Origin of the sequence: Amycolatopsis sp. WQ 127309, from assembly GCF_023023025.1 — a bacterium.
Taxonomy (GTDB): Bacteria; Actinomycetota; Actinomycetes; order Mycobacteriales; family Pseudonocardiaceae; genus Amycolatopsis.
In genome coordinates this window covers 1,467,754-1,493,963 of sequence record NZ_CP095481.1, presented here as the reverse complement: position 1 = coordinate 1,493,963, position 26,210 = coordinate 1,467,754, and the positions used below count along the sequence as shown (strand labels likewise).

Below are 26,210 nucleotides of genomic sequence, written 5' to 3'. Positions count from 1 at the left end.
GCCGCCCTGGCGCGGCCGAGACCAACTTGGCTCGACCCCCGTAACTTTCGGGGCCGGACCCACAAGGCCACGCGCGACCGGATTTTGATGCCGGTCGCGCGTGGCCGCATTTATGGGGGCTTGCGGACGGGCTTTTCTCGTGTCTGGCGGGGCATCACACGCGTGTCTGGAGGGACGACACGCGTGCCTGGAGGGTCGGCTCGCGTACCTGGGAGGTCGGGTTGCGTATCTGGAGGGTCGGTTAGGTGCGGCGAGTTTGGGGGCGGGTGGGGCGTTTGCGGTGGGGTGTCAGGCGGTGGCATAGGGCCGTGAGGACTACCGCCAGCCAGACTGCGGCCAAGGTGAGGGTGAGGCCTAGTGCGGGGTTGCCGTCGTGGAGGCCGGGCATGGGGGCCGTGCCGTAGGGGCGCCAGAGCAGCGGGAATGCCAGGATCAGCAGGACGCCTGTGAGGACTACGCCGGTGACTACTGGGGTTTTCCAAGGTTGCGGGAGGACGCGGGCCAGGGTGATGCCTAGCAGAGCTGTGAGCGGGGCGATGATGGCGTCGTTGAGGATCGGGCCGCCCACGAGCCAGCCGATCGTGCCGAAGACGTCCGGGCGCAACGGCAGTGCGTAGTCGGCGAACAGGACCACGCCCCACACCAGGGCCGCGAGGCCCGGTAAGGCGAGGAGCACACGGGCGGTCTTCACAGGGCCTCCAGTTTCGTGACCCACTTCGTCTGCAGCACCCCGGGCCGGTTCGGCGCGATGATCCGGCACGGGAAGCCGTGGTCGAGGTCGAGGACGTCGCCGTTGAGCTCCAGCGCGAGCAGCGTCAGGTCGTCGGCCGTGTGCTCGCCCGGGAGCACGCTGACGCCGTACAGCCCGGCACGTTCCAAAGAGGACACCCGCACCGCCGTGCCCGGTTGTGACCCGGTGGCCTTCAGCAACGTCGGCAGGGAAATCCCGCGCCAGGTGGCCGACTGGCTCCAGCCCTCGACGCACGCGATCGGGAGCTCGGCCGTCGTCTGCGGCAGGGCGCGCAGCTCGTCGAGTGAGAACTTCGTGGTGCCGCGCGGGGTCACGACCGAGAGCCGCCAGACCGCCGCCCGCGCCGTCTGCGTGACGCCCGCGGCCACGGCCGTGCGGTTCACCGGCAGGCCCTGCGTGCCCTTGCCCGTCTTCCAAGCGAGGCCGGAAACGCCGCGCAGGAAGGGAACCGTGGCCCCGGCGGTGGCGACCACCGCGACGCCGGTCGCCAGTCCCGTGGTGCGGAGGAAGCCGCGTCGCGACAGCCCGGCGGCCGGCGTTTCCTCGGGTTCGGAGTTGACCCGGCTCAGCGCGCGGCGGATGACCGGCAGCTTGACCGCGACGTGCACCAGGATCGACCCGATCGCCAGCCACGCGACCGCGTAGTGGACCTGCGGGAAGTAGAACGCCCACGGGTAGTTCTGCGCGACGTTCAGCAGCCCGGTCGTCAGCTCGAAGAACGCCGAACCCGAGAGCACCAGGATCGAGAGCCGCTCCAGGGCGTGCGGCAGTGAGCGGACCAGCGGCCGGCCGAACAGCTTCGGGTAGACGCTCCACAGTTTCGCCAGCAGCAAGGGGATCGACGCCACGCCGGAGATCACGTGCAGCCCCTGCGTGACCCGGTACAGCCCGACCGGGCGGCTCGGCCAGAAGAACCACTCCGGCGGGTGCTGGATGAAGTGGTTGATCAGGCCGGTCACGAAGCAGGTCGTGAACGTGACCGCGAGCGCCAGCCCGATCTTCGACGTCACGCGCTCGTGGTGCGCCGCCGCCTCGAACTGTTCTTCCTTGGGGATCGGCAGCTGGTCGACGCGGTCGTTCAGCCGGGCCCGGGCTTCGCGGGCGCGCACCGCGAGGGGCGTGCGTTCGGGCTTCACGGCTTCTCCAACCGGGCGAACCAGCGGTGGCCGTGCCGGACGGTGCGGTCGACGTGCAGCCCGGCGCGGTTCGCGACCTCGGCGATGGCGTCCGCGCCGACCCAGGCCCAGGTGAACCACGCGACGTCGGCGTGGCCGGGCCGGAGCCGGACGCGCTCGTGCCGCAGACCGCCGCCGGGCGGGTCCAGCTCGACCAGGACGTCGCCGTCATCGGCGATCAGTTCGGCCGCACGACGCAGCAGCACCGCGGGGTCGCCGCCGATGCCGATGTTGCCGTCGGCCAGCAGGACGTGCTGCCAACGGCCCTCGCCGGGCACGTGGTCGAAGACGTTGCGGTGCAACGCACTCCCACCGCGGCGGCGAGTCAGGCGGATGGCTGTGCGTGAGCTGTCCACGCCCAGCGCGACGACGCCGCGTTCGGCCAGCGCGGCGGTCAGCCGACCCGGGCCGCAGCCGATGTCCAGGGTCGGGCCGGTGCAGGCGTCGAGCAGCACCTCGTCGCCGTCGGACGCCTGGGCCCAGCGCTCGACCGGCAGCTCGATCTGTTCGCCGCTGGGCAGCTCGAGCCAGCATCGGTGGCCCAGCAGGCCGCGGTCGAACTCATTTCCGGTGCTCGCCGGCGCCGTCATCAGGCGGCCGCCCGATCAACGGCCGCGACGGCGCGGGCGAACCGGCTCTCCGGGCATTCGAGCGCCACCCGGCGGGCGTCGGTCATGGTGTCCACATCGGACAGTTCGGCCGCCTGCCACGGCTCCAGCCCGCACGCGACGAGGGCGCGCAACGTGCGTTCGCCGGTGTCGTCACGGGACATCGGGACGCCCGCGAGAGCCTGCGCCCGCCGCGGGTCGGTGAGGCCGAGGGCCCACCAGCCGCCGTCCGCGGCCGGGCCGAGCACGCAGTCGCGGCCGTTCCGCAGGACGGGAGCGATCGTCTCGGCCAGCGAATCCGGCGTGACCTGCGGGGTGTCCATGCCGATCTGCAGGATCGGGAGGCCGGCGTGCACCGCGGCGGCGTCGGCGTGGGCGTTCGCCAGCCGGGCGCCGAAGTCCCAGCCACGCTGCGGGATCACGGTCGCGCGGCGCAGCGCGAGCCCGATTTCGGCGCCCCGGGCGGCGGCGTCGAGGTCACCGGTCATCGCGACGACCGGCGCGGCGCCGGGTACCGCGCAGGCCGCGTCGAGGGTGTCGAGCAACGCGGACGCGGCGATCTCCGCCGCCTGGGCCGGGGTCGCGGGCGGGCAGAGCCGGGTCTTGGCGAACCCCGGCACCGGCGCCTTGGCCACGACCAGCAGCACGAACTGGGCCTTCATCGCGCCAGCACCCGCCCGAAGTCGCGGACCGCGCGCAGCGTGCCCCGCACCGAGCCGGACACCTTCGACTTCGTGCCCTTCGCCCGCTCGCCGTACCGGACGTCGAACTCGCGGACCCGCCACCCGGCGCGCTGCGCCCTGATCAGCAGCTCGAGGGGATAGCCGAACGCGCGATCCGTGACGCCGAGGCCGAGCAGCGCCCGCCGGTCCGCGGCGCGCAACGGCGCGATGTCCCGCACCGGCAGCCCTCGGGTGCGCAGCAACAGCGACAGCACGACGTTGCCCGCCCGCGCGTGCCACGGCCACACCCCGGGTCCGGTCGGCACCCGGCGTCCGACGGCCAGGTCGGCGCCGGCCACGACCGCCGCCACCAGCCGCGGCAGGTCGGCGAGGTCCAGGGAGCCGTCGGCGTCGGCGAAGCACACGATGTCCGCGGTGGCGGCTTCCAAGCCGGTGTGCACGGCCGCGCCGTACCCGCGACGCGGCTCGTGGATCACCTTCGCGCCGAGCGCGGCGGCCACTTCGGGCGAGCCGTCGGCTGAGCCGTTGTCGACCACGATCGCGCGGTAACCCGGCGGCAGCCCGCCGAGCACACCGGGCAGGGCGCCCGCCTCGTCGAGGCAGGGGAGGACCACGTCCACTTCCAAGTCAGTCACGCCGCTGACGGTAGGTCTATCGTGGACGGTGGGAAACCGTTGCGGTGCTTACTGAATCATGACGTTGACCAATCGGGTGACGAGTTCTTACCGGCTCGTTACGGCTGCCGTCGCCGGACCGCGGAACCCGGCGTACGGCCCTAAGGTGGACGGCGATGAGCGAGCCGAAGTCGGCAGCCGGGCTTGCCGAGCCGACTGCCCGCGAACCCGAAGACCTGCCACCTGATCGACCCGCGCGCCGCGCCCGCCGGGCCGATCTCCTCGCCGTCGCGGCGGCCGTGGTGCTCGTCGCCGCGGCCGCCGCGGCCGGCCTCTACTACAACCGCCCGAACTCCGGGGTGGTCATCTTCGTCAGCGCGCCGCCGCTGTTCGCCGACTGGCTGCCGCACGTCGGCCCCGGGTCGGTGTTCGCGGTGCTCATCGCCGCCGCAGTGGTGCTCTACGGCCCGGCTCTGGCCACTCGCCTGCCGTGGCGCCGCGCCCTCGTCGCCGGCTACTTCGCGTCGCTCGCCTGGATCTTTTCGCTGACCTTGGTCGACGGCTGGGCGCGCGGGTTCGCCGGGCACCTCACCATTCCCCAGGAGTACCTGCACGAGGTACCCGGGATCACCGACATCCCGCGGATGCTGCGCGAGTTTTCCTCCCGCATCCTCGACTTCCAGCCGAACTCCTGGACCACTCACGTGTCCGGGCACCCGCCGGGCGCGACGCTGGTCTTCGTCTGGCTGGACCGGCTCGGCCTGCACGGCGGCGCGTGGGCGGCGACGGCCGTCGTGCTCGTCGGCAGCCTGGTGGCGGTGGCCGTGCCCGCCACGGTCGCCTTGCTCGGCCGGCCGGAAGCGGCTCGCTCGGTGCTGCCCTTCGCCGTGCTCACCCCCGGTGCGGTGTGGATCGGCGTGTCGGCGGACGGCCTGTTCGCCGGGGTGACGGCGACCGGCCTGGCGTTGCTGGCACTGTCCGCGAACGGGTTCGCCCACGGCCGCCGGTACGCCGCCCCCGCCGGGCTGGCCGCGGGCGGAGTGCTGGGCTTCGGCATCTTCCTGTCGTACGGCCTGGTGCTGCTGGGCGTGGTCGCGCTGGCCGTGGCCGTGCTCGGACGGCAGTGGCGGGCGGCGGCACTGGCGATCGTGGCGGCGCTGGCTGTCGTCGCCCTCTTCGCCTGGGCGGGTTTCTGGTGGCTCGACGGCTACCACCTGGTCGTCGAGCGCTACTACCAGGGAGTCGCCCTGGTCCGGCCGTACTCCTACTGGGTGTGGGCGGACCTGGCCGCGGTCGCGGTGGCGCTCGGCCCCGCGGTCGTGGCTGCCCTCCGGCGTGGCCTGACCGAGGCGTTCCTGCCCCGCCCCCGCCGCTCGCTGTGGGCCGAACCGGTGCTCCTCCTCGGTATCGCCGCCCTGCTCGCGATCATCTTCGCCGACGTTTCGGGCCTGTCGAAAGCGGAGACCGAACGGATCTGGCTACCGTTCGGGGCGTGGCTGCTGCCGATGACGGCTCTGCTGCCACGGCCGGGGCGCCGGTGGTGGCTGGCCGCGCAGGCCGCGACGGCGCTGGCGGTCAACCATCTGCTGCTGACGGGCTGGTGAAGACATGACAGGCGATCTGGCCGGGCGCGTGCTCGTGGTCGACGACGACGAGACCGTGCGCGACGTCGTGCGCCGCTACCTCGAGGTGGCCGGGTTCACCGTCGACATGGCCGGCGACGGCGCCGAGGGGCTGGCGAAGTTCGCCGCCCACGAGCCCGACCTGGTCGTCCTCGACGTCATGATGCCGGGGATCAACGGCCTCGAGGTGTGCAAGCGGCTGCGCCAGGTCAGCCAGGTGCCGATCGTCATGCTCACCGCGCTCGGCGAGGAGGAGAACCGGATCGCCGGGCTCCAGCTCGGCGCCGACGACTACGTGACGAAACCCTTCAGCCCCAAGGAACTCGCCCTGCGCGTGGCGTCCGTGCTGCGCCGCGCGCGGATGCCCCGCCCGGAACCGGCGGCCGCGGAACTCGTCGACGGCGACCTGCGGCTGCAGATGACCGCCCGCACCGCGACCCTCGGCGGCCGTGAACTCCCGCTCACCACCCGGGAGTTCGACCTGCTGGCGTTTTTCCTCGGCCACGCCGGCGTCGCCTACTCGCGGGCGGACCTGCTGGAGAAGGTCTGGGGCTGGGACTTCGGCGACCAGTCGACGGTGACCGTCCACGTGCGACGGTTGCGCGAGAAGATCGAGCGCGAACCGGCCAAGCCGACCCGGGTCGCGACCGTCTGGGGCGTCGGCTACCGCTACGACCGGGAGCAACCGTGATCGAACCCGGAGAGTCCTTCGGCGAGATTCTGGCGCACCTCTGGCACATCCTGCCGCTGGCGTTGCTGTTCGCCCTTCCCGTGGCCGTGCTGGGTGGCGTGGTGCTCTATGTGCTGCGCCGCGGTTCCCTGGCCACCACGCTGACCGTGCTGGTGCTGATCCCGGTGCTCGCGACGCTCGTCGGCGTGCTGGGCGTCAGCGGGTTCATGTTCACCCCGGCGCTGACCACGATGCTGCTGGTCTGCCTGCTGGTCGCGGTGATCACCGTGCCCGCCGCGATCATCCTCGGCCGGGCCATCGCCCGCCGCAGTGTGTGGGAGCGGGAAGCGCGGAACCGGGAGCGCGCGGCCGAGGCGTCGCGGCGCGAGCTGGTCGCCTGGATCAGCCACGACCTGCGCAGCCCCCTGGCCGGCATCCAGGCGATGGCGGAGGCACTCGCCGACGGCGTCGTCTCCGAACGCGACGAGGTCGCCGACTACGCCCAGCGGATCAGCGGCGAGACCACCCGGCTGTCCGGGATGGTCGGCGACCTGTTCGAGCTCTCGCGGATCACCGCGGGCGCCCTCGAGCTCACCATGTCCGCGGTGCCCCTGCGCGACGTCGTCAGCGACGCCGTCGCCGCCCAGAGCCCGGTCGCCGAGCGGAAACGGGTGCGCGTGCTGGCCAACGCCGAAAGCTGGCCGATCGTCTCCGGCAGCGACCCGGAACTGGCCCGGATCGTGCGGAACCTGGTGTCCAACGCGATCCGCCACACCCCGCCGGACGGGACGGTCGCGGTGCAGATCGGCGTCGACGGCGACGAGGCCCTGCTCGCCGTCGACGACTCCTGCGGCGGCATCCCGGACGACGAGATCGGCCGCGTCTTCGACGTCGCCTTCCGCGGCACGCAGGCCCGCACGCCCGAGCGCAGCGGCACGACCACCGGCGGCGGCCTCGGCCTGGCCATCGCCAAGGGCCTGGTCGAGGCGCACCGCGGGAAGATCGGCGTGCACAACCACGGCCCGGGCTGCCGGTTCGAAGTCCGCCTGCCGCTGGCGATGTCGTAGAGATGGGTGACACCCCCATCGGTGGGACTGCCGGCTGATCCGAGTGCCGGCCGCCGCGGCACCTGCTTTTGCGCCGCCGGCTGCAGCGGTACCGGCTACGCGCCTCCCGGCGGCTGGGGCGCGGTGTCGAACTCGAGCTGCGGGCTGGCCGGCTCGCCCGGCTTGATGATGCTGGTGCTTGCCGCGCGTGGAGCGCAGGCGGCGCTGGGACCCGGCGCGGTGGAGACGGCCGTGCGCGACGCCACGATGACCGGCTCCGCGCAGACCGGCGGCGGCCGCGAGACAGCGAGCCGGCACGTGGAAGTCCGCCAGTACCAAGACGGTTACCGCGTCTGCGAAGTGAAGCCTTGGACGGCGACCGGGGTCCGGCCCGGGCCGAGGCGGAGGAACTCCAGGCCGGGGAAGTGGGCCGGGGCGATCACCGCCGACGTGCGCTCGGCCTCGTCCAGCCAGCGCCTGCGGGTGCGCGCCGCCTCGGTCGGGTCGTGGTCGGCGATGAAGTGGATCCGGTCGTCGCGCAGCTGCACCGGTGCGTGGATGACGTCGCCCAGCAGGATCAGCCGCTCGTCGTCCGCTTCGACGTCGAGGACGTAGTGCCCGGGGGTGTGGCCCGGCGCGTGGCGTGCGGTGACGCCGGGGGCCAGCGGGACGGCTTCGCCGTGGATCGCCTCGATGCTCCCGGCCGTGTGCACCGCCTCCAGCCCGACGCGGGCGAACGCCGGCGTGCTCTCCGGCGCCAGCCAGCCCATGTGGTCCGAGTGCAGGTGCGTGACGAACACCGTGTCGACGTCCTCGGGTGCCGTGCCCGCCTTGGCCAGCGCTGCGAGGAGGTCGCCGCCTTCGCCCATCGGTGGCGTCGGGTCGCCCGCGGCCGGTGTGACGCCGTGCGGGAAGCCGGTTTCGCGTGGGCCGAACCCGGTGTCGACCAGGATCGTGCGGCCCTGGCCGCGGACCAGGAATGCGCCGATCGGCACGTGCACGGTGCCGTCCGGGTCGAGGACCTCGGGGTGCTCGGCCGGGTCCAGTCCGGGGAAGAACGGGATCGGGATCCGGCACAGGCCGTCGGTCAGCGCTTCGACCGTGTAGTCGCCCACGGTGATCCGGTGCATGACCGGAACAAGTGCGACGGCCGCCGAGCCAGTCCCGTCAGACCGAAACCGGGTCCCGCAGTTCCGCCGTCGCGAAGCCGTCGATCCCGGTGGCGAACCCGACTTCCGCGGTGAACCCGAGCAGCTCCCGGGCCCGCGCGGGGTCGGCGACGACGTGCCGGACGTCCGCGGCCCGGGCTCCGCCGACGACCCGCGGCGCCGGACCGTCGCACGCCCGCGCCAGCTCCCCGGCCAGCTCGCCGACGGTGTGCGGGGTGCCGGAGCAGACGTTGACCGGGGTGCTGTCGCCCGCCGGGCCGGGCGTGTGGAGGGCGAGCACGTTGGCCCGCGCGACGTCGTGGACGTGCACGAAGTCGCGCTGCTGACGGCCGTCCTCCAGCACCAGCGGGGCTTCGCCGCGGACCAGCGCCGAGCGGAACAGGGACGCGACGCCGGCGTACGGGGTGTTCTGGGGCATCCGCGGGCCGTAGACGTTGTGGTAGCGCATCGCCCAGACGCTGCCGCCGGTCTGCCGGGCCCACGCGCCGGCCAGGTGTTCCTGCGCCAGCTTCGTGGCCGCGTAGGTGCTGCGGGGGTTCAGCGGCGCGTCTTCGGGCACCAGCTGCCAGGCCAGCTCGGTGCCGCAGGCCGGGCAGCGCGGCTCGAACCGCCCTGCGTCCACATCGGACACCCGGCGCGGCGACGGCGGCACGACGCCGTGGTCGGTGCACGAGTACCGGCCTTCGCCGTAGACGACCATCGACGAGGCCAGCACCAGCTTCCGCACGCCGGCCGCGTGCATCCCGGCCAGCAGCACCGCCGTGCCGTAGTCGTTGTGCAGGGCGTACGACGGCGCGTCCGACGGGTCGATCCCGTGCCCGACGACGGCCGCCTGGTGGCACACCGCGTCGACGCCGTCCAGCAGCTCCGCGACGATCTCGCTGTCGGTCACGTCGCCGCGCAGGAACCGGTGCCTGCCGGTGTACGCCGGTGGTGTGCGGGAGCCGTGGGCCGTGGCGAGCAGGTTGTCGAGCACCACGACGTCGTCGCCCGCATCGGCCAGCTGATCGGCGATGTGTGACCCGATGAACCCGGCTCCGCCGGTGACCAGTACGCGCATAACGGACACGCTAGGTGCTCGCGCCGGGCGCCGTCACGACGAGCGCGGTCACGTCACGGAATCGTCAGAACTCGCCGGGCACCTCCCGGCGGCGGGCCGCCGAAACCGACTACGGTGGGCGCCATGGAACGGAGTGCACAACGGCTGGGCCGGGCCCTCGTGGTCATCGTGGACGATCGCGTGGCGCACGGCGAGCACGAGGACGGCACGGGACCCCTGGTGACCGAGCTGCTCGAAGAAGCGGGCTTCATCGTCGACGGCGTGGTCGTCGTCGAGGCCGAGTCCGTGGGTATCCGCAATGCGCTCAACACCGCCGTGATCGGCGGTGCCGACCTGGTGATCACCGTCGGCGGCACCGGTGTGCTGCCGCGTGACAACACCCCGGACGCCACCGCCGGCGTGCTCGACCGGCCCATCCCGGGCATCAGCGAGGCGATCCGCGCGTCCGGCCTGGCCGCCGGCGCCGTCGACGCCGGGATCTCGCGAGGGCTCGCGGGCGTGTCCGGCAGCACCCTGGTGGTCAACCTCGCCGGCTCGCGCTCCGCGGTGCGAGACGGGATGGCGACCCTGACCTCGCTCGTGCCGCACGTGATCGACGAGCTTTCGGGCCTCGAAGAGGTGTGATGCCCGGTCGCGCGCTGCGGATCCACAGCGCGCGACGGGCACCGCCCGGGCGAGAGCGTTCCTTCGCTCTGGAGTTGTCAATGAACGCGTCGTGGGACACTGGGGCCATGCCGGGCCAAGAACGCGACCACCAGGCCGGCAGCGCGCAGCGCCGCCGGGTCGACGAGATCTTCGGGGACGTCCTGCCCGAGACGACCTCCGACGAGCGCGACCCGGACCGGCGCACCGGCCTCCCGGACGACTGGTACCGGGAGAACCGGCCACCGCACCACGACCGCTGACCTCAGCCGCGGCCGCCGTCGCGCTGGGCCTGAGCCCGCAGCAGGTCGCGGATCTCGATGAGCAGCTCGACGTCGGTCGGCTCCGAGGGACCCGGCTCCTGACCGCGCTTGCGGCGCTCCTGCACGTGCTTCACCGGCAGCACGATCACGAAGTAGACGACCGCCGCGACCAGCACGAAGTTGATCGCCGCGTTGATCACGCTGCCGATGTCCAGGAACGTGGCTTTGTTGTTGTCGAAGATCTGGTAGCCGAGGCCCTGCGCGGCGTCCGTGCCGCCGATCGTGCTGATCAGCGGCTTGATGAGGCCGGTGGTGAACGCCGTGACGATGGCCGTGAACGCCGAGCCGATGACCACCGCGACGGCGAGGTCGACGACGTTGCCGCGCATCAGGAAGTCCTTGAAACCCTTGAGCACTGGTTCTCCTCACGAACGGGGACGGTGCTCCACCGCCCCGAAGCCTGCCTGGGGGATGCCGTCGCCCGTCTCGGCGGACGCGGGCTAGCGGAGAGTAACCGTTACCGGACGGTCCAGTGAAATCGCCGCCACCCTCGTCGCGACTTCTTCCGGAAGCCGAAGCAGCACAAGCGGTCCCTTGGCCGGTCCGGCCGTCGGACGCGCCGAGCCGGCTTCGGGCGACGAGATCGTCACCACCGTGGCCCCACTGGCCAGCACGGAAGCGGACCCTCCCGGCGCGGCCACGACGTCGACGCGCTGTCCGGGACGCAGCAGTTCGGCCACGGCCGCGTCGGCGAGCCGGACCGGCACGGTCGCCGTCGCGGGATCACCCGAAGCGGGGATGGTGATCGCCAGCCGGACGTCGGTCAGGGGTTCACCGGCGCGGACGGCACCCGCCAGCAGCCGTCCGGCGGCGGCGTCGAGGGTGCTCAGGGCCCCGGACGGGCGTGTCTCGCCGGGGAAATCGGCCAGCCGGACGTCGGCGGCGCGGAGCGTGGCGCCGGACGGGAGATCGCGCGCCGCGACGACGGTCGGGGTCGTCGGTGCGCCCCGCGCGGAGCCTGGATGCGCGACGAGCAGAGTCCCGGTCAGGAGCAGGCCGACGGCGAGCCAGCGGCGGAGCAGCCGTGTCCGCCGGCTCGGCAGGCGGGTGAGATCGAGTGTGCGGAGCTTCGCCAAGACGTCCACAGGTGCTCCTCGGTCGGATCGGGTGCGGCCACGTGCCGCACAAGATCGACGTTAGGAGCAGCGGACGGGCCGCCGGAAGGGCCTTGCCCGCACCCTGTGGACAACCGGGGTGTTGTGGATAACTCCAGGCTCAGGAGGCCGCGGCGGCGGTTTTTGTCGTACCCGAGGAGGAGGATGCCGAGCCCGAGTCGGACTTGGGCTTCGACTCCGTCTTGGTCTCCGGCTTCGACTCGGACTTGCCTTCGCTCTTGCCCTCGCTCTTCGCCGGGGTCGAGGTGGTGCTCGACTTGCTGGCTTCACGCGAGTCGGTGCGGTAGAAACCGCTGCCCTTGAAGACGACGCCGACCGAGCTGAAGACCTTGCGGAGCGGGCCGGAGCACTGCGGGCAGACCGTCAGGCTGGGGTCCGAGAACGACTGCACGGCTTCGAACCGGTGGTCGCATTCTTTGCAGGCGTACTGGTACGTAGGCACTGAGGGCTCCTTTGCTGGCACTCATCCGACAAGAGTGCCAACTAGATTGTGCTTGAAAGCATTCCCCGAACGCAATTCCTCGTTGCTCACATCGGCAGCTCGAGCACGCCTCGACCCGGGGTCAAGACGCCGCTCATCCGCACGTCGTGAGGTTGTCCGGGCAGCCGGTCGACCAGCTCTTCGTCGCGGACGACGGCGAGCAGGCGCGCCCCGGCCGCGGCGAACACCAGCGAGCGATCGTAGTGCCCGGCGCCGCGGCCCAGGCGGACACCCTGCCGGTCCACGGCCAGCGCGGGCACCAGGACCAGCTCGGCCGCGCCCACGGCGGCGACACCCAGGCGTTTCCCGCCCGGCTCGAGGACGCCGCGCAGCCGGCCGGGCGCGAGATCGGCCTCGCCGGTGTACTCCGCCCAGTCCAGCGGACCGGGGGCCGGGGCGATCACCGGCAGCAGGACCCGCGCCCCGCCGGCGGCCAGCGCGTCGACGAGCGCCGTCGTGCCCGGTTCGGTGCCGAAGGGCAGGTACGCGCACACGGTCGTGGCTGTGACCTTCGACACCGCTCTGACCAGCGCCAATGCCTCGTGGGCGTGCGATTGGGCGGCCTGTTCCGCTCTCGCGCGCGTGAGGCGGGTACGCCACTCCGCTTTGCTCAGGTGCTCATTGCCCAGCGCATGCATGGCCTCACGTTAGGCTTTGCGCCCATGACGGGCGCCGCAACCTCCAAGACGTTCAGAACCGCCATCGTGCCTGCCGCCGGGCTCGGTACACGCTTCCTGCCGGCGACGAAGGCCGTGCCCAAGGAACTCCTGCCCGTGGTGGACACACCGGGGATCGAGCTGGTCGCGGCCGAGGCCGCGGCCGCCGGCGCGGAACGCCTGGTCATCGTGACCTCGCCGGGCAAGGAAGCCGTCGTCAAGTACTTCGAGGAGCAGCCCGAGCTGGAGGCGAACCTCGAGGCCAAGGGCAAGACCGAGCTGCTGGCGAAGGTCCGGCGCGGTCCCGCTCTGCTGGCCGTCGAGACCGCCATCCAGGAGCAGGCCCTCGGCCTCGGCCACGCCGTCGCGCAGGCCGAGCCGAACCTGACGCCCGAGGACGAGGCCGTCGCGGTGCTGCTGCCGGACGACATCGTGCTGCCGGCCGGTGTGCTCGAGCGGATGAGCGAGGTGCGGGCCAAGCACGGCGGCAGCGTGCTCTGCGCGTTCGACATCCCGAAGGCCGAGATCTCGCCGTACGGCGTCTTCGACGTCAGCGACACCGGCGAGGACGACGTCAAGCAGGTGCACGGCATGGTCGAGAAGCCGAAGCCGGAGGACGCGCCGTCGACCTTCGCCGCGGCCGGCCGCTACCTGCTCGACCGGGCGATCTTCGACGCGCTGAAGCGCATCACCCCGGGCTCCGGCGGCGAGCTCCAGCTGACCGACGCGGTCGCGCTCCTGATCACCGAAGGACACCCCGTGCACATCGTCGTGCACCGTGGCGGACGTCACGACCTGGGGAATCCGGGTGGTTTCCTGCGCGCCGCGGTCGATTTCGCGCTTGAAACGCCCGAGTACGGTCCATCTTTACGGGCGTGGCTGACGGAACGGATCGGGACAGATCGCCCATGACGGAATCCCTCGACGAGGCGCGGCCTGAAGTGGCCGAGGACGAGGAGGCCGAGTTCCGTTCGGTCGAGTCGCAGATCGCGATGACGCTGGACGCCGCCGTCCGGCCCCGGCCGGTGCGGGTGGCGATCTCCGAGGCCCAGGGGCTGCTCTGCGCCGAGGAGGTGGTCGCCGAGCACGCGCTGCCCGGGTTCGACCAGGCGGCGGTCGACGGGTATGCGGTGCGCAGCGTCGACGTGCGCACGGCCGGGCAGGAGCCGGTGCAGCTGCCGGTGGTCGGCGAGATCGCGGCGGGCTCGCGCCAGCCGCGACGGCTCCAGCCGGGGCAGGCGGTGCGCGTCGACACCGGCGCGCCGCTGCCGACGCTGGCCGACGCCGTCGTGCCGCTCGCCTACACCGACGGGCACCAGGCCAAGGTCACCGTGCACCGCTCGGTGCCGTCGGCGGGGTACGTGCGGCGGGCCGGTGAGGACGTCCAGATCGGCGACGTCGCCGTCCGCAGCGGCGACACGATCGGGTCGGCGCAGGTCGGCCTGCTCGCCGCGGTCGGCCGGGCGAAGGTGCTGGTCTACCCGCGGCCGCGGGTCTCGATCGTGTCGGTCGGCGACGAGCTGGTCGACATCGACCGGACGCCGTCGGTCGGGCAGGTCTACGACGTCAACTCCTACGCCTTGGCCGCGGCCGCGCGGGACGCGGGCGCCGAGGTCAGCCGGGTCGGCATCGTGTCGAGCGAGCCGAAGCGGCTGCGGGAGATCGTCGAAGGCCGGCTGCTGATGTCGGAGATCGTGGTCGTCGCCGGCGGTGCCGGGGGCAGCACCGGCGACGAGGTCCACTCGGCGCTGTCCGACCTCGGCCGGATCGACGCGACGCGCATCGCGATGCACCCCGGCTCGGTCCAGGGGTTCGGCAGGCTCGGTCCCGACTCGGTGCCGACGTTCCTGCTCCCGGGCAACCCGATGAGCGCGCTGGTGGTGTTCGAGGTGCTGGTGCGGCCGCTCATCCGGGCGGCCCGCGGCACGCGCAACCCGCACCGGCGGATCGTCGGCGCGCGGCTGCTGTCGCCCATCACGTCTACCGAGGGCCGGCGCGGCTTCCTGCGCGGGCAGCTCCTGCGTGACGAGGCCAACGGCGAGTACCTGGTCCAGCCGCTCGGGCAGTCCGGGGCGCACCTGCTCGCGTCGCTGGCCGAAGCGAACTGCCTCATCAACGTGCCGGAGGAGATGACCGAGGTCGCCGCGGGCGAGCAGGTCCAGGTCACCTTCCTGGCGCAACGGGCCTGATGAACTCCGTGTCGGGCGTCTCCTACCCGGTCGAGAGCCGGCACCCGGGCTGGCCGTCGCGGCTCGGCCCGCTGCGGGTGCCCGCGGGGGAGGTCGCGATCCGGCCGGTCCGGCTGCGCGACGCCAGCGAGTGGAGCCGGATCCGGCTCCGGGACCGGGCGCACCTCGAGATGTGGGAGCCGACCGGCGTCGGGCCGTGGCCCGAACGCAACGCTTTCTGGTCGTGGCCGTCGCAGTGGGCGGCGTTGCGGTCGCTCGCACGGCGTGGTCAGTGCCTGCCGTTCACGATCACCCTCGACGGTCGGCTGGCCGGTCAGATCACCGTTGGTAACGTCGTCCGGGCGTCGCTGCGGTCCGCGTGGATCGGCTACTGGGTCTCGTCCGAAATCGTCCGCGGCGGGGTCGCGACAGCCGCCGTCGCGCTGGTCACCGACCACGCCTTCGCCGCGTCCGGGCTGCACCGGCTGGAGGCCACCGTGCGCCCCGAGAACGCCGCCAGCCTGCGGGTTCTCACCAAAGCGGGGTACCGGCAGGAGGGGCTGTTCGAGCGCTACCTCGACGTCGCCGGCGCTTGGCGGGACCACTACTGCTTCGCCGTCACGCGCGAGGAGACCGGCGCCGGGCTGGTGTCGCGGCTGGTCGCGGCGGGGCGCGCCGACTACGCCTGACGGTGATTACCCATCCGGGGCTGTGAGCGCGTTACCACATGCTGTGAGATTCACCTAATCCGGTGAGGCATTTCCGTGATCGAAACCGGCGAGCCTCCGCCCGATCTGTTACTCCTGTGACTAGCGTGATTTCAGGTGAAGGATTCGGGGGAGGTGACGGGGGATGCCCAGCTCCGTGATCATCGTCGCGCTCGCCGCGGCATGGCTCGTCGTACTCGTGCCCATGGTCGCGCGCCGGCGGCAGCAGGTCGCGAGGACCGCTGACTCCGCGTTGGCGGCCAGGGTCGTGCGCAGTGGTGGTGGACGCAACGAAGACCGGGAGGAATTCGCCATGTCCGACAGTCCCGTCAAGTCCAATCCGGTGAAGTCCCGGCCCTCGGTCGAGGACGACCTCGCGGAGCTGGAGGCGGAGCTCGAACTCGACGACGACCTCGACGAGGAAGAGCCCGAGCCGCTCCCACAGCCGGGCCGTGCCGAGCGGCGGGCCGAACGCGAGCGCGAACGGGCCGGCTACCGGCCGGGCCGCGGCGGCTTCGACCCCGAGGCGGCGGAGATGGCCGCCCGCGCGAAGTACAGCTTCCGGCAGCGCGTCGTCGTCATCCTGCTCGTCGTCGCGGTGATCACCGCCGGCGTCGCGGGTTTCCTGTTCCCGCTCGTCTGGTGGGGCCACGCGGTCGCCGACGTCGTGCTGGTCGGGTACCTCGTCTACCTGCGCCGCCAGGTGCGCATCGAGGAGGAGATCCGCCAGCGCCGCCTCGCGCGCTACAACGGCACGCGCGCCCCACGACGCCCGTCGGAGCCCGGACCCCGGCCGTCGGTTTCGGCTTCCGTTGACGACGTCGAGCCGGAGGACGAGGTCGACGACGTCGCCGCCGTGGAGGTCGTCGAGCCGGCCCGCCGCGAGATCGTGGAACGCCGCCCGTCGCCGACATCCCGCATCCGCCGCAGCGCGGTCGTCGTCGACCTGGACGACGAAGACCCGGCGTTCGAGGAGCTCGACGAGCCCGGGACCGGGCCTTACCGCCGGGCCGTCGGAGAGTGACCCCCCGCGTGTCGTGCTCGTAGGGCACTGCTAAGCTCTACGAGCACGATCAAGGGGCTGTAGCGCAGTTGGTAGCGCGTCTCGTTCGCATCGAGAAGGTCAGGGGTTCGATTCCCCTCAGCTCCACTAGATAGACGTCTTTCACAACACGCCGAACGAGAAATTCTCGCTCGGCGTGTTGTTTTTGTGCCCTCCGTCACCGTGGTTGCGCCGTACATGGGCTCGGCGGTCACGTCTGCCCGGTCGGTCTCTCGGCCACCGTTTACCGTCTCTATGCCGTTCTGGGACGCCGTCTTGCCGGTCCTCGGGTGATCCGGTGCCGTCTGCATCGGTGTTGCACTGTTCAACAGCGCCGCAAACGGCTCGGTTAGCTCTGTCCGCTCGACACTGCTGTCCTCACCGATGAACAGCTTGACGAACAGCCCCTGGTTGATCTGTCGCTTGATGCTCTCCGGGGCGAGCAGGTAGGCACGCTCGCAGCTGCCCGCGACATCCAGTGCCTCGCTGAGAGTCCGCTCTACGTCCGCCGCCGAGGCTGTTGCGGCTGTAATCTCTGCCTCGGCGTCCACGAGGACACGAGTGAGTCGCTGCATCTCAGTCGCGAGCAGATCTTGCGGGATGGCTCCAGCGTAGTGCGCGGCAAGCAGCTTCTGACGTTCGTCTTGCGCCTGATCTTTGTGGGTCTGCGCGCGGCGTAGTCCGCGACTGGCCTCAGCCTGAGTTGCGGCGTGCTCGGCCTGCACGGCTGCACGCGTCTGCTCGATAAGATGTGCGCTGAACTGGAACGTGCCGTAGAAGCGGTCTATGCCCTCCTCGATGCGCTCGACCCGCACTCCCGGTCGTAGGCAGTTGTTCTCCTTGGTCTTGCGCTTCAGACAGAGAAAATAGTCGTAGGTGCCGCCACGTCGTCCACGGTGACGTGAGAAGACCAGGCGACCGCCGCAAGACGAGCAATAGATCGTGCTGCGCAAGTAGTGACGATGTACTCGGTCCTTCTCGCCGGTGTGGTTATGGGCGGCGAGTACATCCTGTACGGCGAGCCATGTTTCTGGCTCGACTAGGGGCTGGTGTTTGCCTTCGTAGTGGATGCCTTGGTAGCTGACCATGCCCATGTAGTACGGGTTAGCCAGGATATGATAGATCGTCGTCAAGCCGACAGGCTTCAAGGGCAGCGTGAACAGTTACAAATTCAAGTCGACTTGGAGCACGAGAAATGGAGACGCGAAGTACGGCGAGAAGTCTACGTGGCCTTCTTGGTTAGCGTGGAGCAACTGCGCAACCTGATCGGACCTATTTCTGAGATTATCCCGGAAAAAGGGCAGGTCGCAGCGCCTGGAGAGTTCGAAACCCTAGATTCTATTAGAGAAGATCTTCAGATCAAGTACGATGCTGCATTTCAGTGTGGTCAAGTTGTCAGGCTGGAAGGGCCAAAGAGGTCGGAGCCGCTGTGCAGAAACTACTGTTGGCGATGGCGCTCCTCTTGAACGCTGCGAATAATCGGGCCAGCGCAGCGGAGGCGGGCACGGCGCCGGAGTATCGCCTGTTGAGCGATGCGGCTCGTGAGATGCACGAAGCTCTTGAGGTATTTCTTGCCGCAGCCTCTCAGTTTATGGATCACGACTAGGCCATTCGCGCATCTCGGCATTGCGTTGAAATCTGTCTCAGTTGTATGCTCAGAGCTGTTGGCCTTACTTGTCGACCGTCGTCCCATGACTCAACTTCCCGTCCCGGTACGTCCAGTTGGTGACGGCATCGCGACTTGGGCAGCATGACGGATCATCGACTGTGTAGAATTTCTCGTACGAAGTGATGCCACCCGGTATAATATCTATACGGTTTACACCGGGACTGTTGAGTCCCGGTGTACTGCTGTGAACAGCTATGACGTTGCCGATCAACTTCGCAGTTCCGCTCGCGCCGTCCAAGATTACAAAACCTTGCGCGATGATCCCACTTCCACCCGCGCCTTCGGGGACGCGGTAGACCTTTAGGCCGATTTCGTCCTTACCGTCACCTGTCAAATCGCCATAAGTCGGCGCGGCATCGGTCAGGCCATAGGTTAGCGGACCCCATTGCGAGCTTTGGATGGACGCCATTCCATTTTGCAATTTCACTGGCGTTGAGGAGAAGCATAGGTCTGCTGGCGCGACCGCATTGATCCAGTCGACAGTCATCAAGTTCAGCGAGTCATTTTGCGGAATTGGAGAGGGGCTACTGCACGCAGTCGCCAATTCGAGTGTCAGCACTACTGCTATTGCGCTTAGAACAGAGCGACGGTCCGCGCGACGCCTTAGGCTGGCTGGCATGAGTCCTCTCCTTGCAGGTTACGTGAACCGAACTCCTTGACGGTCGGCGGCTGTTGATCGAATCCGTCGCTGCCGACGTAGAGCTTCGTGCTCTTGTCTCTGCGGCCCAGGGAAATCAGGGGCTCTTCGGGGGTCCCTAACCTGTACGTGTACTTTTGGCCAGCGACGATGTAGTCGATCTCCAATCCCCACGTGTACGAGTGTTTGCACGACTTGGCCTCTACGAGAAGTTGTGTTTGATCTCCGCCGGACACGGTGAAACCAGTACCTAAGGGCTGCTTCTTTGGCGGATTGGCACTGGGTTGCTCCTGCGACTGCTGAACGCCCCGGTCCAGGATGCGGCCTCCCTCGTCGAGTCGCGCTTCAAACAGACGGATATCTATGCCGCCACATCCACCACCGCCGGCATTTAGGATCCAAGCCACTGGCGTATCAAAAGTCCTAAATATTTTAGCGCGAAGGCCAGTGATCTGTGCCGTGGTCGTATCTCGGGTCGCGAGTGCCACGGTCAGGCTTCCGTCGAGGTATGAACCTCCGCCTGCGGTGATAACAGTGTCGCGTGGATCTTCCATTTCGTCACCGTGTTTGATATTTGCAGGTGAAGCGATGGAGCCGGCTGACATTGCAACAACGGTTGAATCGTCACATCTGTTTAGCCTGGGCCATGCGATCTTGTTGGCTGCGAGAGGTTGGTAGCCTACGGCGCTGTCCAGAGGCGGAAGCAGGGCTGGTATATAGCGCTGGAGCACGACTGTGGTGACTCCTCCGAGGACGAATACGATCAGACTTCCCAATGCGATAAAGACTCTGCGCTTCGTCGAAGTTGGCGCGCTTGGTGTAGTCACTTGAGTCATCCCTCGTGTCCTCTTCGGCTGGGCTCCCCTCTATTCGTACCTCTCTGGGCTGCTGTTACGGTGATCACCCCAATGGTCGAATGGTCGTGCGTTCTGACGGGTGGGCTATATTGCCGGAAATTTGCGCACCATATTGCTGTGCGGAGCACAGCTACCAGCGGAGTATCTGCGGCTTCTGACAGGGCCCTTCGACTAGCCGCGAAGGTATCGTGACAACCTGCTTCAGGGAAGTCGTCAACGAAGGAGACGCTATGCGCAGGTCGGGTGCGCAGTTCGGCTTGGCTGATGATCAGTGGCAGGTTGCAAAGGATGAGGTCCGCACGGCCATCCTCGAGGCTGCCTACGATCGCCGGATGACCTGGTATGGCGAGGTCGCTGGCCAGGTGACCGCGGTCAAGCTTGATCCCTACTCGGCGCTGATGAATCACCTGCTCGGCGCAGTCTTTGAGGCCGAGTGCGCGGCTCGTCGACCAGCCTTGACCTCGATCGTGACTCACAAGTACGGCGACAAGGAACCGGGCGCCGGGTTCTACGATATGGCCAGGAGCCTCGGTTACCGTTTCGAAGAGCCGTACCTCTTCTGGGCCCAGCAGGTCCAGGACGTCTTCAAGCTGCACGGTCGGCCGTGAGGGACTAATCGGAACCCTGCGCCAGCTTCAGGCCAATGGTCGTCAGCAAATGGTCACAGCAGCTGTTGAACAGGTCTGAGGTGCTGAGTACCTCGTACATCTGTGGTCGATCGGCCGGTGAACCAGTAGCGAGCATCGGCTGCTCCAGCTGGTAGCGCCCCAGGTGCATGAGGTGCTCCTGTCGGGCCTCGACGAACAACTCGTCTGGAATGGCCTCGGCTGCCAGCAGGCGGTATGCGGTCAATCGCGCTCGGATCAAGTGAACGGCCGAGTTGGCAGTCAGCGCTGCGCTCGGGTGTCCGACAGCTCGGCGGATTGGTGACCCGCCGGGTTCGAAGACCGCACGGACCGCGTGTTCCAGCTGGCTCAAATTGGTAGTACCAGTGTAGGCGACCTCAGTCAGCTGAGCTAAGAGTTCGCGTCGTGCTCTTGTGGAGGCGCCCGGGTGGTCGAGCTGCATGAGTAGGGCCTGCGCACTTGTCTTCGCCCGTTGCCTACTCGTTCGCGCGTCGCCGAGCCAAGTCATAAAGGCTCGTCGGGCCTGGTGTAGCGGGACGTGCTCGTCGCCGAAGTACATCCAGGTGAACACCGGGATCCGGGCCAAGCTGCGGATCGATCCAGCTTCGCGTCGCTTGCCCAACAGGGTCAGGAACAGGCTGCGCTGGTTCCCGCTGTAGAGCGCCGGCTTTGAGCCATGTCCCTTGCCGGCTGGTCGGTGCTGTGGGTAGTCGAGCAGGCCCCGCTCGGTCCAGTCGCGGATAAGTCGGACGCTGACCTGGTGGCCTGCCACGGCGGCGTCCGCAACGAGGTCGTCGATTGTCACTGGCTCGGTGGGCAGCCGCATCTATGGAGATTACACCAGATTGGTCGCCAACTGCGCTGGTGCTCGGCTAGGTGCTGGGGTTTCACTGTAGGAGTGCACGTTGAAACAAGGGGAACGTAAGGAGGTGATTACGATGAGTAGGTCAGCTGGCTCTTCAGGCGACTTGCGTAAGTGGCTCGCGCTGGCCACTGCCGCAGCTTCGCTGGGACTGCTGCCGCGCGGCTGGCAGAAGGCACTTGGCGTGGCGAGCGCCGTCATGCTGCTGTACGGCGCGTTGTCCGAGTAGCTGTGGTGCCGCCCCGGTCTCTCTGGGGCGGCACTCGGACCTTGCGGAAGTTTGCGCAGGTCGTCGTCATGGTGGCCCGCGGGCCGAGTCCTGGCAGGCTTCCATCGCAGATAGATGTAGCAGTCAGGTCGGACGCAGCTCGTACCGTAAGAATTGCCGCTTCCGCAGTTTGCTGCCTGACTTCGGAGCAGAGGCATGGGGCCGTCGTTCGTAGTTCGGGACTTGTAACAAACCTTGGGCTTTAGCGATATTGGTACCCGCCTGGTGGATCATCACCTGATCGGAGCAGTGGCGACGTACTGTTGCATAGGGTGAGCGCACTAAGGTGGACAAGATCGAGGGAAGTGGCAGGAACTGGCCGCGAGAGCTGACGGAGGTTGTCGATGATTGACATGTCGACACGGAAAGAGCTGAGTGTCGATGTGCTTGACGACCTCCAGCTCGATCCGCACAACGTCCGGCTTGAGCTGTCGGATGGGGTCACTGAGGGTGACATCATGCAGGACCTCTTCAGTAACGAGAAGGTCCTGGACCTGGTGGACGGGATCGCCAAGGTGGGGTATCTGACTCATGAGATCCCCATCGTTGTTCGTAGAAATAAGAAGCTTGTGGTTGCGGAAGGGAACCGACGGGTCGCGGCACTGAAGTCGATCCAGAACCCATACCTTGCTCCACAGTTCTATCAGTAGATCACAAAAATAGCTGCAGATATTCCTAACAGAGATTCGTTAAGAACGATTAATGTGAAACTTGCGCCGAGTGAAGATGATGCTAGTCAGTTAATCGGCGCTATACATACAGGGACGCAGCGGCGCTCGTGGTCTCCGAATCGTCAAGCTGCTTTCTTTCAGGCGCAGCTTGAAGCTGGCAAAACCCCGCTTGAGTTGATCGCGCAGTATCCCACGGTCGAAGTTGGCAAGTTTATCCTCCGTAGTCGTTTTCTTGAGAAATTCCGGATGATAACTTATGTCGACCTCGACCTGAAGAGCTACGTCTCTAGTCGTAAGTTCCCGGTCTCGGTACTGGAGCGGCTTTATCCGAATAATGACTTCCTGAGGATTCTGGGTCTTTCTGTCAACGGCGACTATGTGGTCGAGAGTAGTCTGCCTGAAGAAGCCTTCGGCGCCTTGGCAGAGAAAGTTGTTGGAGATATAAAGTCTCGAAAAATCGATACGCGTAGTCTCAACAAGACATCAGGCGCAAAATACCAAGAGTACCTGACCGAGCTTCGCGCGTTCTTAAACGAAGACGGCGCCAGTGGTGCTGCGGGCAGTAGTACTGCTCAGGGTTCTGGTCCACCTGGTGGCGCGGGTGGTGGATCAAATCCCTCTCCGCCCTCGCCGGGTAGTGGTGCGCGTGGTAGTGGACATCCTGTGCCACCGCCCGCGAGTTCGGGTGCTTCTGGGGGCAAGCTCCCGGTGGCGGAGCTCCTAGTTCTGCGCCTAAGTCGAGTCAGAAACCCAAGAGGCCTACAAGTCTTGATACTTCAGCCCTGTCGGTTCCTTCAGGCTTTCCAGACTCGGTCGGTCTCATCTTAGCCGAGCTGTCCCGGATCAATATTACCATTTATCCGAACGCGACAATGGACCTCCTGAGGACCTTTCTTGAGAAGTCGATCAAGTCCTACGCCGACAAGGTGGGCGAAGACATTCGGCAGAAGCAGAATGTCCAGGGGTTTGTGTTCCTCTCGCACTGCCTGAAGTGGTTAGGCGACTACTTGCCCAACGTAGGGCATAGACCTTTAGCTCAAGTGGCGAAGAAGTTGGATTCAGGCAAGGTTAGCGGCTACTACTCTGCATCGACTGACGCGCTGAACGCTATCAATCATAATCATAAGGTTCATGCTGAAGCTGAAGATGTACGAAATTGCTGGAGTACAATGCATGAACTGATGAAAGTGATTCTCGCGCCATGAGTAGTGAAACGCTAAGCAAGAAAAGTCAGCTGCGCCGTGTCACGATCTCGCCGCTGAGGTATCCGGGCGGGAAAGGCTCTCTGTTCTCGTCGCTCAAGGACTTTATTCGCTGTAATAATCTGACCCAAGGCACATATGTCGAGCCGTATGCCGGCGGTGCTGGAGCTGCGCTAGCGCTTCTGGTGACTGGGCAAGTGCAAAGGATCGTAATTAATGACCTTGATCCGGCAGTGTTTTCTTTTGGTCTGCAGTCGTTGCCGAGCCGGTGAAGTTTGGCGAACGAATTTCGCGAGCTGAACTTACGGTCAAAGAGTGGTCCCGGCAGAAGGAGCTCTACTTGGACGGCTCAGCGGATCCGTTTGACATTGGCTTTGCATCTTTTTATCTCAACAGGACAAATCGCTCCGGGGTGCTCAACGGCGGCCCAATCGGCGGCATGGACCAAACTGGAAATTATAAGATCGATGCGCGATTCAATAAGGAAGCCCTTGCTGAGCGGGTGCGCGTGATCGGTCTCCATGCTCGACGCATCAGTGTTACAAACACTGATGGCATCAAAGTCATTAGGAAGTACGCGCGAAGGTCGAGCACCTTCATATACGCCGATCCGCCATATTTTGATAAAGCGGGTTCGCTATACCTGAACTCGTTTCGCGACGACGACCATGCGAAGCTTGCTGACTGTCTTAATGGATACTGTGATGCGAAATGGGTGCTCACTTACGATAATGTTCCACAGGTGCAGGAGCTATATTCAAGTCGAAGGAGTAGTTTGTTCTCTTTGAACTACTCGGCTCATCGTGTAGTTAAGGCTCAGGAAATCATGGTCTTCTCGGATAGTGTCGAAGTGCCGCCCGGTCTTGCTGCAGGGCTAGCGAACGGGTCGCCTGAGTAGGCAGCGGACGTGCTGGGCGCGCTTACCGCTCCCGTCCGTGCGTGTCCCGCATCACGACGCCAGCCTCAAGCAACCGTCTTCGCACTGTGTCCGCTGTCGTCCCAAACTTCTCAGCGACTCGCTGCAGTGACCACCCGTCTCGGTAGAGATGCGCTGCCGCTGGCACGTCGTTCGGGTATAGGCCGGGTGGCCGGGTGTCGACGCCTCGGCTCCGCAGGTGCTTGCCGACGATCCCGCGGCTGATGCCGTACTGCTCCGCGAGCTGGTAGACGTTTGCGCCGCTGCGATAGTCGCGGACCAGTTGGTCGATCTCCGCGGCCCGCAACTGTCGAGCGGTGCGGTAGCGCCGTGTAATGGGGGATTGTAGCTCTGAGTGGTTTAGTACCTCAGATGCTGCCCGATGCATCCGGTGTATCTGTTTTGCCCGTTTCGCAAGGGCCTCAACTGCGCCCACTCCGATCGTCGGAGAGCCCTGTTCGCGGAAAGCGCGAATGGGGCTCTCTTCGTTGTGTCTTCTGGGGGTGCAACCCCCCAGACCCCGCCCGGGGGGCGGACCCCCGTGTGTGGTTGCGTTGTCGTGGTCGTTCGGCTGTGGTTTGTCAGGTCAGGTCTCGGTAGTGGTGTAGCAGGCTGTTGAAGTTTCGCAGCGTTTTGGTGGCGTCCTCGGGGATCGGGTCCGGGTGGAAGTGCATCACCTTGTTGCGGATGTTGCGGATCTCGTCCAGGCGGGCGATGAAGACCTGGCGGTCCAGTGGCCAGCCCAGCTTCTGCCAGACTTCCTTGTTCTCCAGGATGTGTTCGTAGTCGCCGAAGGCCAGGTCGTCGAAACTCTTGATCTTTCTGCTGCACAGTGGTTGGACGGTCGCCAGGTCCAGGGCGCCTTTCAGGATCCAGCGGAGCGTCTGGTCCAGCTCGCCCAGCTGGAAGAACGGTGTGGCCATCTCGCCGTAGCGCCGGGCCACGTCCGCTGTCGTGACTATGCCCTTTACCTCTTTGCCGACGTTCGTGACGAACACGAACTCGTGTCGTTGCAGTGCGGGAAGGACCTCGAAGAGATCCCGGTCGTACGCGACGGCCTCCACGTGGGTGATGGTCGCGTCGGCGACCGTCGCGTCCGGTTTCTGGTGCAGTGCCTGTGCTATCGAGCGCCACGTCAGGGCGCCGCGTGGGTTGCGGGGGCCGCTGAGGACGGCCAGCTGCGAGTAGTCGTTGATGACCATCTTCGTGATCGCTTCGTGGAGCGTGCTGTTCGGCCCGACGAACTCCACGCCCTCCAGCGGTGACAAGTTGCCCACCGTCAGGCGGACGTTCAGGTCGTCGTCGCCCTCGTCGTCCTCGGTGACCGGTAGTTCGTCGAGGACTTCGGGCTTCCCCTCCGGTTCGTCGGTCGGCGTGATCAGGGAGACCATCGTGTCGAGGGTGACGGCTCGGAAACTGGGTGAAGTCACCAATCCGTGGTTGGCCAGATCCGCTTCGATCTGGCTGACCTGGTCGCCGCGCTCCTTCGTTCCCCAGTACGACAGGAGTTCGCGGACGGAGATCTGCTCGGGGGCGTTTTCGTCGGCGCGCGTGCGTGCCCGCCTCAGGCGCTCGTGGATGCGCTGACGCTCCACGTCGTCGGTCTGCGGCTGGGTCACCCGGGAAATCGCCCGATCGAGCAGCTCTTGGCGGACGACGTCCAGCAGCCGGTCCTGGTCGACCACCCGCCACGCCCGCCAGCCGTCGACCGCCCGCATGCCGGCCGCCACCATGGCCGCTCGTGAGGGCGTGCGGAACTCCTCGCCACCGGGCTCGAGCCGGATGCGCCCCTTGTCGGTCACCGTCGCGTCGAACGTCGCGCCGATGCGGTTGCGCTTGAACCGGAGCTTCGCGCCGGGCTCCAGCAGCCCGGCCTCCAGCAGGTCCGAGACCATGACCCGGCGTTCGCCGATCAAGTGCATCGAGCGCCCGCCGGCCTGTTCGTCCGGTGTCTCCGTCCCGCCGGCCAC

The 26,210-nt window shown here is 67.5% G+C and carries 32 protein-coding genes, 1 tRNA gene and 1 pseudogene; 18 read left to right on the top strand and 16 right to left on the bottom strand.

Features of this window, described 5'->3' with window-relative positions; genetic code table 11:
* Positions 1 to 241: 241 nt before the first annotated feature.
* From MUY22_RS06500 to MUY22_RS06480, 5 genes are all read right to left on the bottom strand, one after another.
* Entirely contained in the window at positions 242 to 691 is a 450-nt protein-coding gene (locus MUY22_RS06500) for a hypothetical protein (RefSeq protein WP_247058106.1), read from the bottom strand.
* Positions 688 to 1,812 (bottom strand): molybdopterin-dependent oxidoreductase, encoded by a 1,125-nt coding sequence (locus tag MUY22_RS06495; protein WP_247063686.1) that lies wholly within the window; start codon positions 1,810 to 1,812, stop codon positions 688 to 690. Before MUY22_RS06495 ends, MUY22_RS06500 begins: the two co-directional genes overlap by 4 nt.
* Positions 1,813 to 1,883: 71 nt before the next feature.
* The gene (locus tag MUY22_RS06490) at positions 1,884 to 2,516 is read right to left on the bottom strand and encodes a bifunctional 2-polyprenyl-6-hydroxyphenol methylase/3-demethylubiquinol 3-O-methyltransferase UbiG (protein ID WP_247058105.1); all 633 of its coding nucleotides are present in this window, start codon (positions 2,514 to 2,516) and stop codon (positions 1,884 to 1,886) included.
* Complete coding sequence (locus MUY22_RS06485; RefSeq protein ID WP_247058102.1) at positions 2,516 to 3,196, bottom strand: DUF2064 domain-containing protein; 681 nt, start codon at positions 3,194 to 3,196, stop codon at positions 2,516 to 2,518. The genes MUY22_RS06490 and MUY22_RS06485 overlap by 1 nt, the downstream gene beginning before the upstream one ends.
* Positions 3,193 to 3,837 (bottom strand): glycosyltransferase family 2 protein, encoded by a 645-nt coding sequence (locus tag MUY22_RS06480; RefSeq protein WP_247063684.1) that lies wholly within the window; start codon positions 3,835 to 3,837, stop codon positions 3,193 to 3,195. Before MUY22_RS06480 ends, MUY22_RS06485 begins: the two co-directional genes overlap by 4 nt.
* 170 nt (positions 3,838 to 4,007) lie before the next feature.
* Between MUY22_RS06480 and MUY22_RS06475 the strand changes: the two genes are divergently transcribed.
* Genes MUY22_RS06475 through MUY22_RS06465 form a run of 3 tightly spaced genes read left to right on the top strand, consistent with a single transcriptional unit; the run spans position 4,008 to position 7,190 of the window.
* Positions 4,008 to 5,435: a hypothetical protein gene (locus tag MUY22_RS06475; RefSeq protein ID WP_247058100.1), complete on the top strand. Its 1,428-nt coding sequence runs from the start codon at positions 4,008 to 4,010 to the stop codon at positions 5,433 to 5,435.
* A 4-nt stretch (positions 5,436 to 5,439) separates the two neighbouring features.
* The gene (locus MUY22_RS06470; protein WP_247058098.1) at positions 5,440 to 6,144 is read left to right on the top strand and encodes a response regulator transcription factor; all 705 of its coding nucleotides are present in this window, start codon (positions 5,440 to 5,442) and stop codon (positions 6,142 to 6,144) included.
* A complete protein-coding gene (locus MUY22_RS06465; protein WP_247058096.1) occupies positions 6,141 to 7,190 on the top strand; it encodes a HAMP domain-containing sensor histidine kinase in 1,050 nt (349 codons plus the stop codon). Before MUY22_RS06470 ends, MUY22_RS06465 begins: the two co-directional genes overlap by 4 nt.
* 323 nt (positions 7,191 to 7,513) lie before the next feature.
* Here MUY22_RS06465 and MUY22_RS06460 read toward each other — a convergent pair whose 3' ends face one another.
* Both MUY22_RS06460 and MUY22_RS06455 read right to left on the bottom strand, forming a co-directional pair.
* The gene (locus MUY22_RS06460) at positions 7,514 to 8,299 is read right to left on the bottom strand and encodes an MBL fold metallo-hydrolase (protein WP_247058093.1); all 786 of its coding nucleotides are present in this window, start codon (positions 8,297 to 8,299) and stop codon (positions 7,514 to 7,516) included.
* A 37-nt stretch (positions 8,300 to 8,336) separates the two neighbouring features.
* Entirely contained in the window at positions 8,337 to 9,398 is a 1,062-nt protein-coding gene (locus tag MUY22_RS06455) for an NAD-dependent epimerase/dehydratase family protein (protein WP_247058091.1), read from the bottom strand.
* Positions 9,399 to 9,521: 123 nt separating this feature from the next.
* Here MUY22_RS06455 and MUY22_RS06450 point away from each other — a divergent pair, with 123 nt between their 5' ends.
* Together MUY22_RS06450 and MUY22_RS06445 are read left to right on the top strand one after the other, a co-directional pair.
* Positions 9,522 to 10,022 (top strand): molybdenum cofactor biosynthesis protein B, encoded by a 501-nt coding sequence (locus MUY22_RS06450; protein ID WP_247058089.1) that lies wholly within the window; start codon positions 9,522 to 9,524, stop codon positions 10,020 to 10,022.
* Between the two features lie 107 nt (positions 10,023 to 10,129).
* Entirely contained in the window at positions 10,130 to 10,303 is a 174-nt protein-coding gene (locus MUY22_RS06445; RefSeq protein ID WP_247058087.1) for a hypothetical protein, read from the top strand.
* Positions 10,304 to 10,305: 2 nt separating this feature from the next.
* Here the strand turns inward: MUY22_RS06445 and mscL are convergent, their stop codons facing one another.
* From mscL to MUY22_RS06425, 4 genes are all read right to left on the bottom strand, one after another.
* Positions 10,306 to 10,719 (bottom strand): large-conductance mechanosensitive channel protein MscL, encoded by a 414-nt coding sequence (gene mscL / locus MUY22_RS06440; RefSeq protein WP_247058085.1) that lies wholly within the window; start codon positions 10,717 to 10,719, stop codon positions 10,306 to 10,308.
* An 84-nt stretch (positions 10,720 to 10,803) separates the two neighbouring features.
* Positions 10,804 to 11,448, bottom strand: coding sequence for an SAF domain-containing protein (locus tag MUY22_RS06435; RefSeq protein WP_247058083.1), 645 nt, complete (start codon positions 11,446 to 11,448; stop codon positions 10,804 to 10,806).
* 130 nt (positions 11,449 to 11,578) lie between these two features.
* Complete coding sequence (locus MUY22_RS06430) at positions 11,579 to 11,920, bottom strand: FmdB family zinc ribbon protein (protein ID WP_247058081.1); 342 nt, start codon at positions 11,918 to 11,920, stop codon at positions 11,579 to 11,581.
* Positions 11,921 to 12,006: 86 nt separating this feature from the next.
* A complete protein-coding gene (locus MUY22_RS06425) occupies positions 12,007 to 12,597 on the bottom strand; it encodes a 5-formyltetrahydrofolate cyclo-ligase (RefSeq protein WP_247058079.1) in 591 nt (196 codons plus the stop codon).
* Positions 12,598 to 12,621: 24 nt separating this feature from the next.
* On the opposite strand from MUY22_RS06425, the gene MUY22_RS06420 reads away from it, so the two are divergent.
* From MUY22_RS06420 to MUY22_RS06400, 5 genes are all read left to right on the top strand, one after another.
* Positions 12,622 to 13,527 (top strand): UTP--glucose-1-phosphate uridylyltransferase, encoded by a 906-nt coding sequence (locus tag MUY22_RS06420; RefSeq protein WP_247058077.1) that lies wholly within the window; start codon positions 12,622 to 12,624, stop codon positions 13,525 to 13,527.
* Positions 13,524 to 14,804: a gephyrin-like molybdotransferase Glp gene (gene glp / locus MUY22_RS06415; RefSeq protein ID WP_247058075.1), complete on the top strand. Its 1,281-nt coding sequence runs from the start codon at positions 13,524 to 13,526 to the stop codon at positions 14,802 to 14,804. Before MUY22_RS06420 ends, glp begins: the two co-directional genes overlap by 4 nt.
* The gene (locus tag MUY22_RS06410; protein ID WP_247058073.1) at positions 14,804 to 15,472 is read left to right on the top strand and encodes a GNAT family N-acetyltransferase; all 669 of its coding nucleotides are present in this window, start codon (positions 14,804 to 14,806) and stop codon (positions 15,470 to 15,472) included. The genes glp and MUY22_RS06410 overlap by 1 nt, the downstream gene beginning before the upstream one ends.
* A gap of 163 nt (positions 15,473 to 15,635) precedes the next feature.
* Entirely contained in the window at positions 15,636 to 16,514 is an 879-nt protein-coding gene (glpR, locus tag MUY22_RS06405) for a gephyrin-like molybdotransferase receptor GlpR (protein WP_247058071.1), read from the top strand.
* A gap of 53 nt (positions 16,515 to 16,567) precedes the next feature.
* Positions 16,568 to 16,640: transfer RNA gene (locus MUY22_RS06400), tRNA-Ala, on the top strand.
* Between the two features lie 689 nt (positions 16,641 to 17,329).
* Here MUY22_RS06400 and MUY22_RS49710 read toward each other — a convergent pair.
* Positions 17,330 to 17,665, bottom strand: a pseudogene (locus MUY22_RS49710) (recombinase family protein); the annotation flags it as partial.
* 296 nt (positions 17,666 to 17,961) lie between these two features.
* Here MUY22_RS49710 and MUY22_RS06395 point away from each other — a divergent pair.
* Positions 17,962 to 18,138 carry a hypothetical protein gene (locus MUY22_RS06395; RefSeq protein WP_247058068.1) on the top strand — a complete coding sequence of 59 codons (177 nt, stop codon included), beginning with the start codon at positions 17,962 to 17,964 and terminating at the stop codon, positions 18,136 to 18,138.
* A gap of 64 nt (positions 18,139 to 18,202) precedes the next feature.
* On the opposite strand, the gene MUY22_RS06390 is transcribed toward MUY22_RS06395, so the two are convergent.
* Positions 18,203 to 18,688, bottom strand: a complete 486-nt coding sequence (locus MUY22_RS06390) for a hypothetical protein (RefSeq protein ID WP_247058066.1) — start codon at positions 18,686 to 18,688, stop codon at positions 18,203 to 18,205.
* A gap of 116 nt (positions 18,689 to 18,804) precedes the next feature.
* Positions 18,805 to 19,569: a hypothetical protein gene (locus tag MUY22_RS06385; protein WP_247058064.1), complete on the bottom strand. Its 765-nt coding sequence runs from the start codon at positions 19,567 to 19,569 to the stop codon at positions 18,805 to 18,807.
* Between the two features lie 356 nt (positions 19,570 to 19,925).
* Here MUY22_RS06385 and MUY22_RS06380 point away from each other — a divergent pair, with 356 nt between their 5' ends.
* The gene (locus MUY22_RS06380) at positions 19,926 to 20,303 is read left to right on the top strand and encodes a hypothetical protein (protein ID WP_247058062.1); all 378 of its coding nucleotides are present in this window, start codon (positions 19,926 to 19,928) and stop codon (positions 20,301 to 20,303) included.
* Between the two features lie 4 nt (positions 20,304 to 20,307).
* Here MUY22_RS06380 and MUY22_RS06375 read toward each other — a convergent pair whose 3' ends face one another.
* A complete protein-coding gene (locus tag MUY22_RS06375) occupies positions 20,308 to 21,147 on the bottom strand; it encodes a hypothetical protein (RefSeq protein ID WP_247058060.1) in 840 nt (279 codons plus the stop codon).
* A gap of 79 nt (positions 21,148 to 21,226) precedes the next feature.
* On the opposite strand from MUY22_RS06375, the gene MUY22_RS06370 reads away from it, so the two are divergent.
* The 6 genes from MUY22_RS06370 to MUY22_RS06345 all read left to right on the top strand — a co-directional run bounded on the left by MUY22_RS06370 (position 21,227) and on the right by MUY22_RS06345 (position 24,222).
* Complete coding sequence (locus MUY22_RS06370) at positions 21,227 to 21,412, top strand: hypothetical protein (protein WP_247058058.1); 186 nt, start codon at positions 21,227 to 21,229, stop codon at positions 21,410 to 21,412.
* A 383-nt stretch (positions 21,413 to 21,795) separates the two neighbouring features.
* Positions 21,796 to 22,101: a ParB N-terminal domain-containing protein gene (locus tag MUY22_RS06365; RefSeq protein WP_247058056.1), complete on the top strand. Its 306-nt coding sequence runs from the start codon at positions 21,796 to 21,798 to the stop codon at positions 22,099 to 22,101.
* A gap of 54 nt (positions 22,102 to 22,155) precedes the next feature.
* The gene (locus MUY22_RS06360; RefSeq protein WP_247058054.1) at positions 22,156 to 22,950 is read left to right on the top strand and encodes a hypothetical protein; all 795 of its coding nucleotides are present in this window, start codon (positions 22,156 to 22,158) and stop codon (positions 22,948 to 22,950) included.
* 98 nt (positions 22,951 to 23,048) lie between these two features.
* Entirely contained in the window at positions 23,049 to 23,327 is a 279-nt protein-coding gene (locus MUY22_RS06355; RefSeq protein WP_247058051.1) for a hypothetical protein, read from the top strand.
* Positions 23,324 to 23,596, top strand: coding sequence for a DNA adenine methylase (locus MUY22_RS06350; protein ID WP_247058049.1), 273 nt, complete (start codon positions 23,324 to 23,326; stop codon positions 23,594 to 23,596). Before MUY22_RS06355 ends, MUY22_RS06350 begins: the two co-directional genes overlap by 4 nt.
* A gap of 68 nt (positions 23,597 to 23,664) precedes the next feature.
* Positions 23,665 to 24,222 (top strand): DNA adenine methylase, encoded by a 558-nt coding sequence (locus MUY22_RS06345; protein WP_247058048.1) that lies wholly within the window; start codon positions 23,665 to 23,667, stop codon positions 24,220 to 24,222.
* A gap of 599 nt (positions 24,223 to 24,821) precedes the next feature.
* Here the strand turns inward: MUY22_RS06345 and MUY22_RS06340 are convergent.
* Positions 24,822 to 26,210: a CBS domain-containing protein gene (locus MUY22_RS06340; RefSeq protein WP_247058045.1), complete on the bottom strand. Its 1,389-nt coding sequence runs from the start codon at positions 26,208 to 26,210 to the stop codon at positions 24,822 to 24,824.

Excerpts from the sequence above, each read along its gene's own strand:
- MUY22_RS06470 (WP_247058098.1), top strand. The coding sequence starts at position 5,440 with ATGACAGGCGATCTGGCCGGGCGCGTGCTCGTGGTCGACGACGACGAG.
- MUY22_RS06425 (WP_247058079.1), bottom strand. The coding sequence starts at position 12,597 with ATGCATGCGCTGGGCAATGAGCACCTGAGCAAAGCGGAGTGGCGTACC.
- MUY22_RS06390 (WP_247058066.1), bottom strand. The coding sequence starts at position 18,688 with ATGACTGTCGACTGGATCAATGCGGTCGCGCCAGCAGACCTATGCTTC.
- MUY22_RS06485 (WP_247058102.1), bottom strand. The coding sequence starts at position 3,196 with ATGAAGGCCCAGTTCGTGCTGCTGGTCGTGGCCAAGGCGCCGGTGCCG.
- MUY22_RS06445 (WP_247058087.1), top strand. The coding sequence starts at position 10,130 with ATGCCGGGCCAAGAACGCGACCACCAGGCCGGCAGCGCGCAGCGCCGC.
- MUY22_RS06380 (WP_247058062.1), top strand. The coding sequence starts at position 19,926 with ATGCGCAGGTCGGGTGCGCAGTTCGGCTTGGCTGATGATCAGTGGCAG.
- MUY22_RS06475 (WP_247058100.1), top strand. The coding sequence starts at position 4,008 with ATGAGCGAGCCGAAGTCGGCAGCCGGGCTTGCCGAGCCGACTGCCCGC.
- MUY22_RS06450 (WP_247058089.1), top strand. The coding sequence starts at position 9,522 with ATGGAACGGAGTGCACAACGGCTGGGCCGGGCCCTCGTGGTCATCGTG.
- MUY22_RS06375 (WP_247058060.1), bottom strand. The coding sequence starts at position 21,147 with ATGCGGCTGCCCACCGAGCCAGTGACAATCGACGACCTCGTTGCGGAC.
- glpR (WP_247058071.1), top strand. The coding sequence starts at position 15,636 with ATGCCCAGCTCCGTGATCATCGTCGCGCTCGCCGCGGCATGGCTCGTC.
- MUY22_RS06420 (WP_247058077.1), top strand. The coding sequence starts at position 12,622 with ATGACGGGCGCCGCAACCTCCAAGACGTTCAGAACCGCCATCGTGCCT.
- glp (WP_247058075.1), top strand. The coding sequence starts at position 13,524 with ATGACGGAATCCCTCGACGAGGCGCGGCCTGAAGTGGCCGAGGACGAG.
- MUY22_RS06455 (WP_247058091.1), bottom strand. The coding sequence starts at position 9,398 with ATGCGCGTACTGGTCACCGGCGGAGCCGGGTTCATCGGGTCACACATC.
- MUY22_RS06460 (WP_247058093.1), bottom strand. The coding sequence starts at position 8,299 with ATGCACCGGATCACCGTGGGCGACTACACGGTCGAAGCGCTGACCGAC.
- MUY22_RS06365 (WP_247058056.1), top strand. The coding sequence starts at position 21,796 with ATGATTGACATGTCGACACGGAAAGAGCTGAGTGTCGATGTGCTTGAC.
- MUY22_RS06350 (WP_247058049.1), top strand. The coding sequence starts at position 23,324 with ATGAGTAGTGAAACGCTAAGCAAGAAAAGTCAGCTGCGCCGTGTCACG.
- MUY22_RS06490 (WP_247058105.1), bottom strand. The coding sequence starts at position 2,516 with ATGACGGCGCCGGCGAGCACCGGAAATGAGTTCGACCGCGGCCTGCTG.
- MUY22_RS06410 (WP_247058073.1), top strand. The coding sequence starts at position 14,804 with ATGAACTCCGTGTCGGGCGTCTCCTACCCGGTCGAGAGCCGGCACCCG.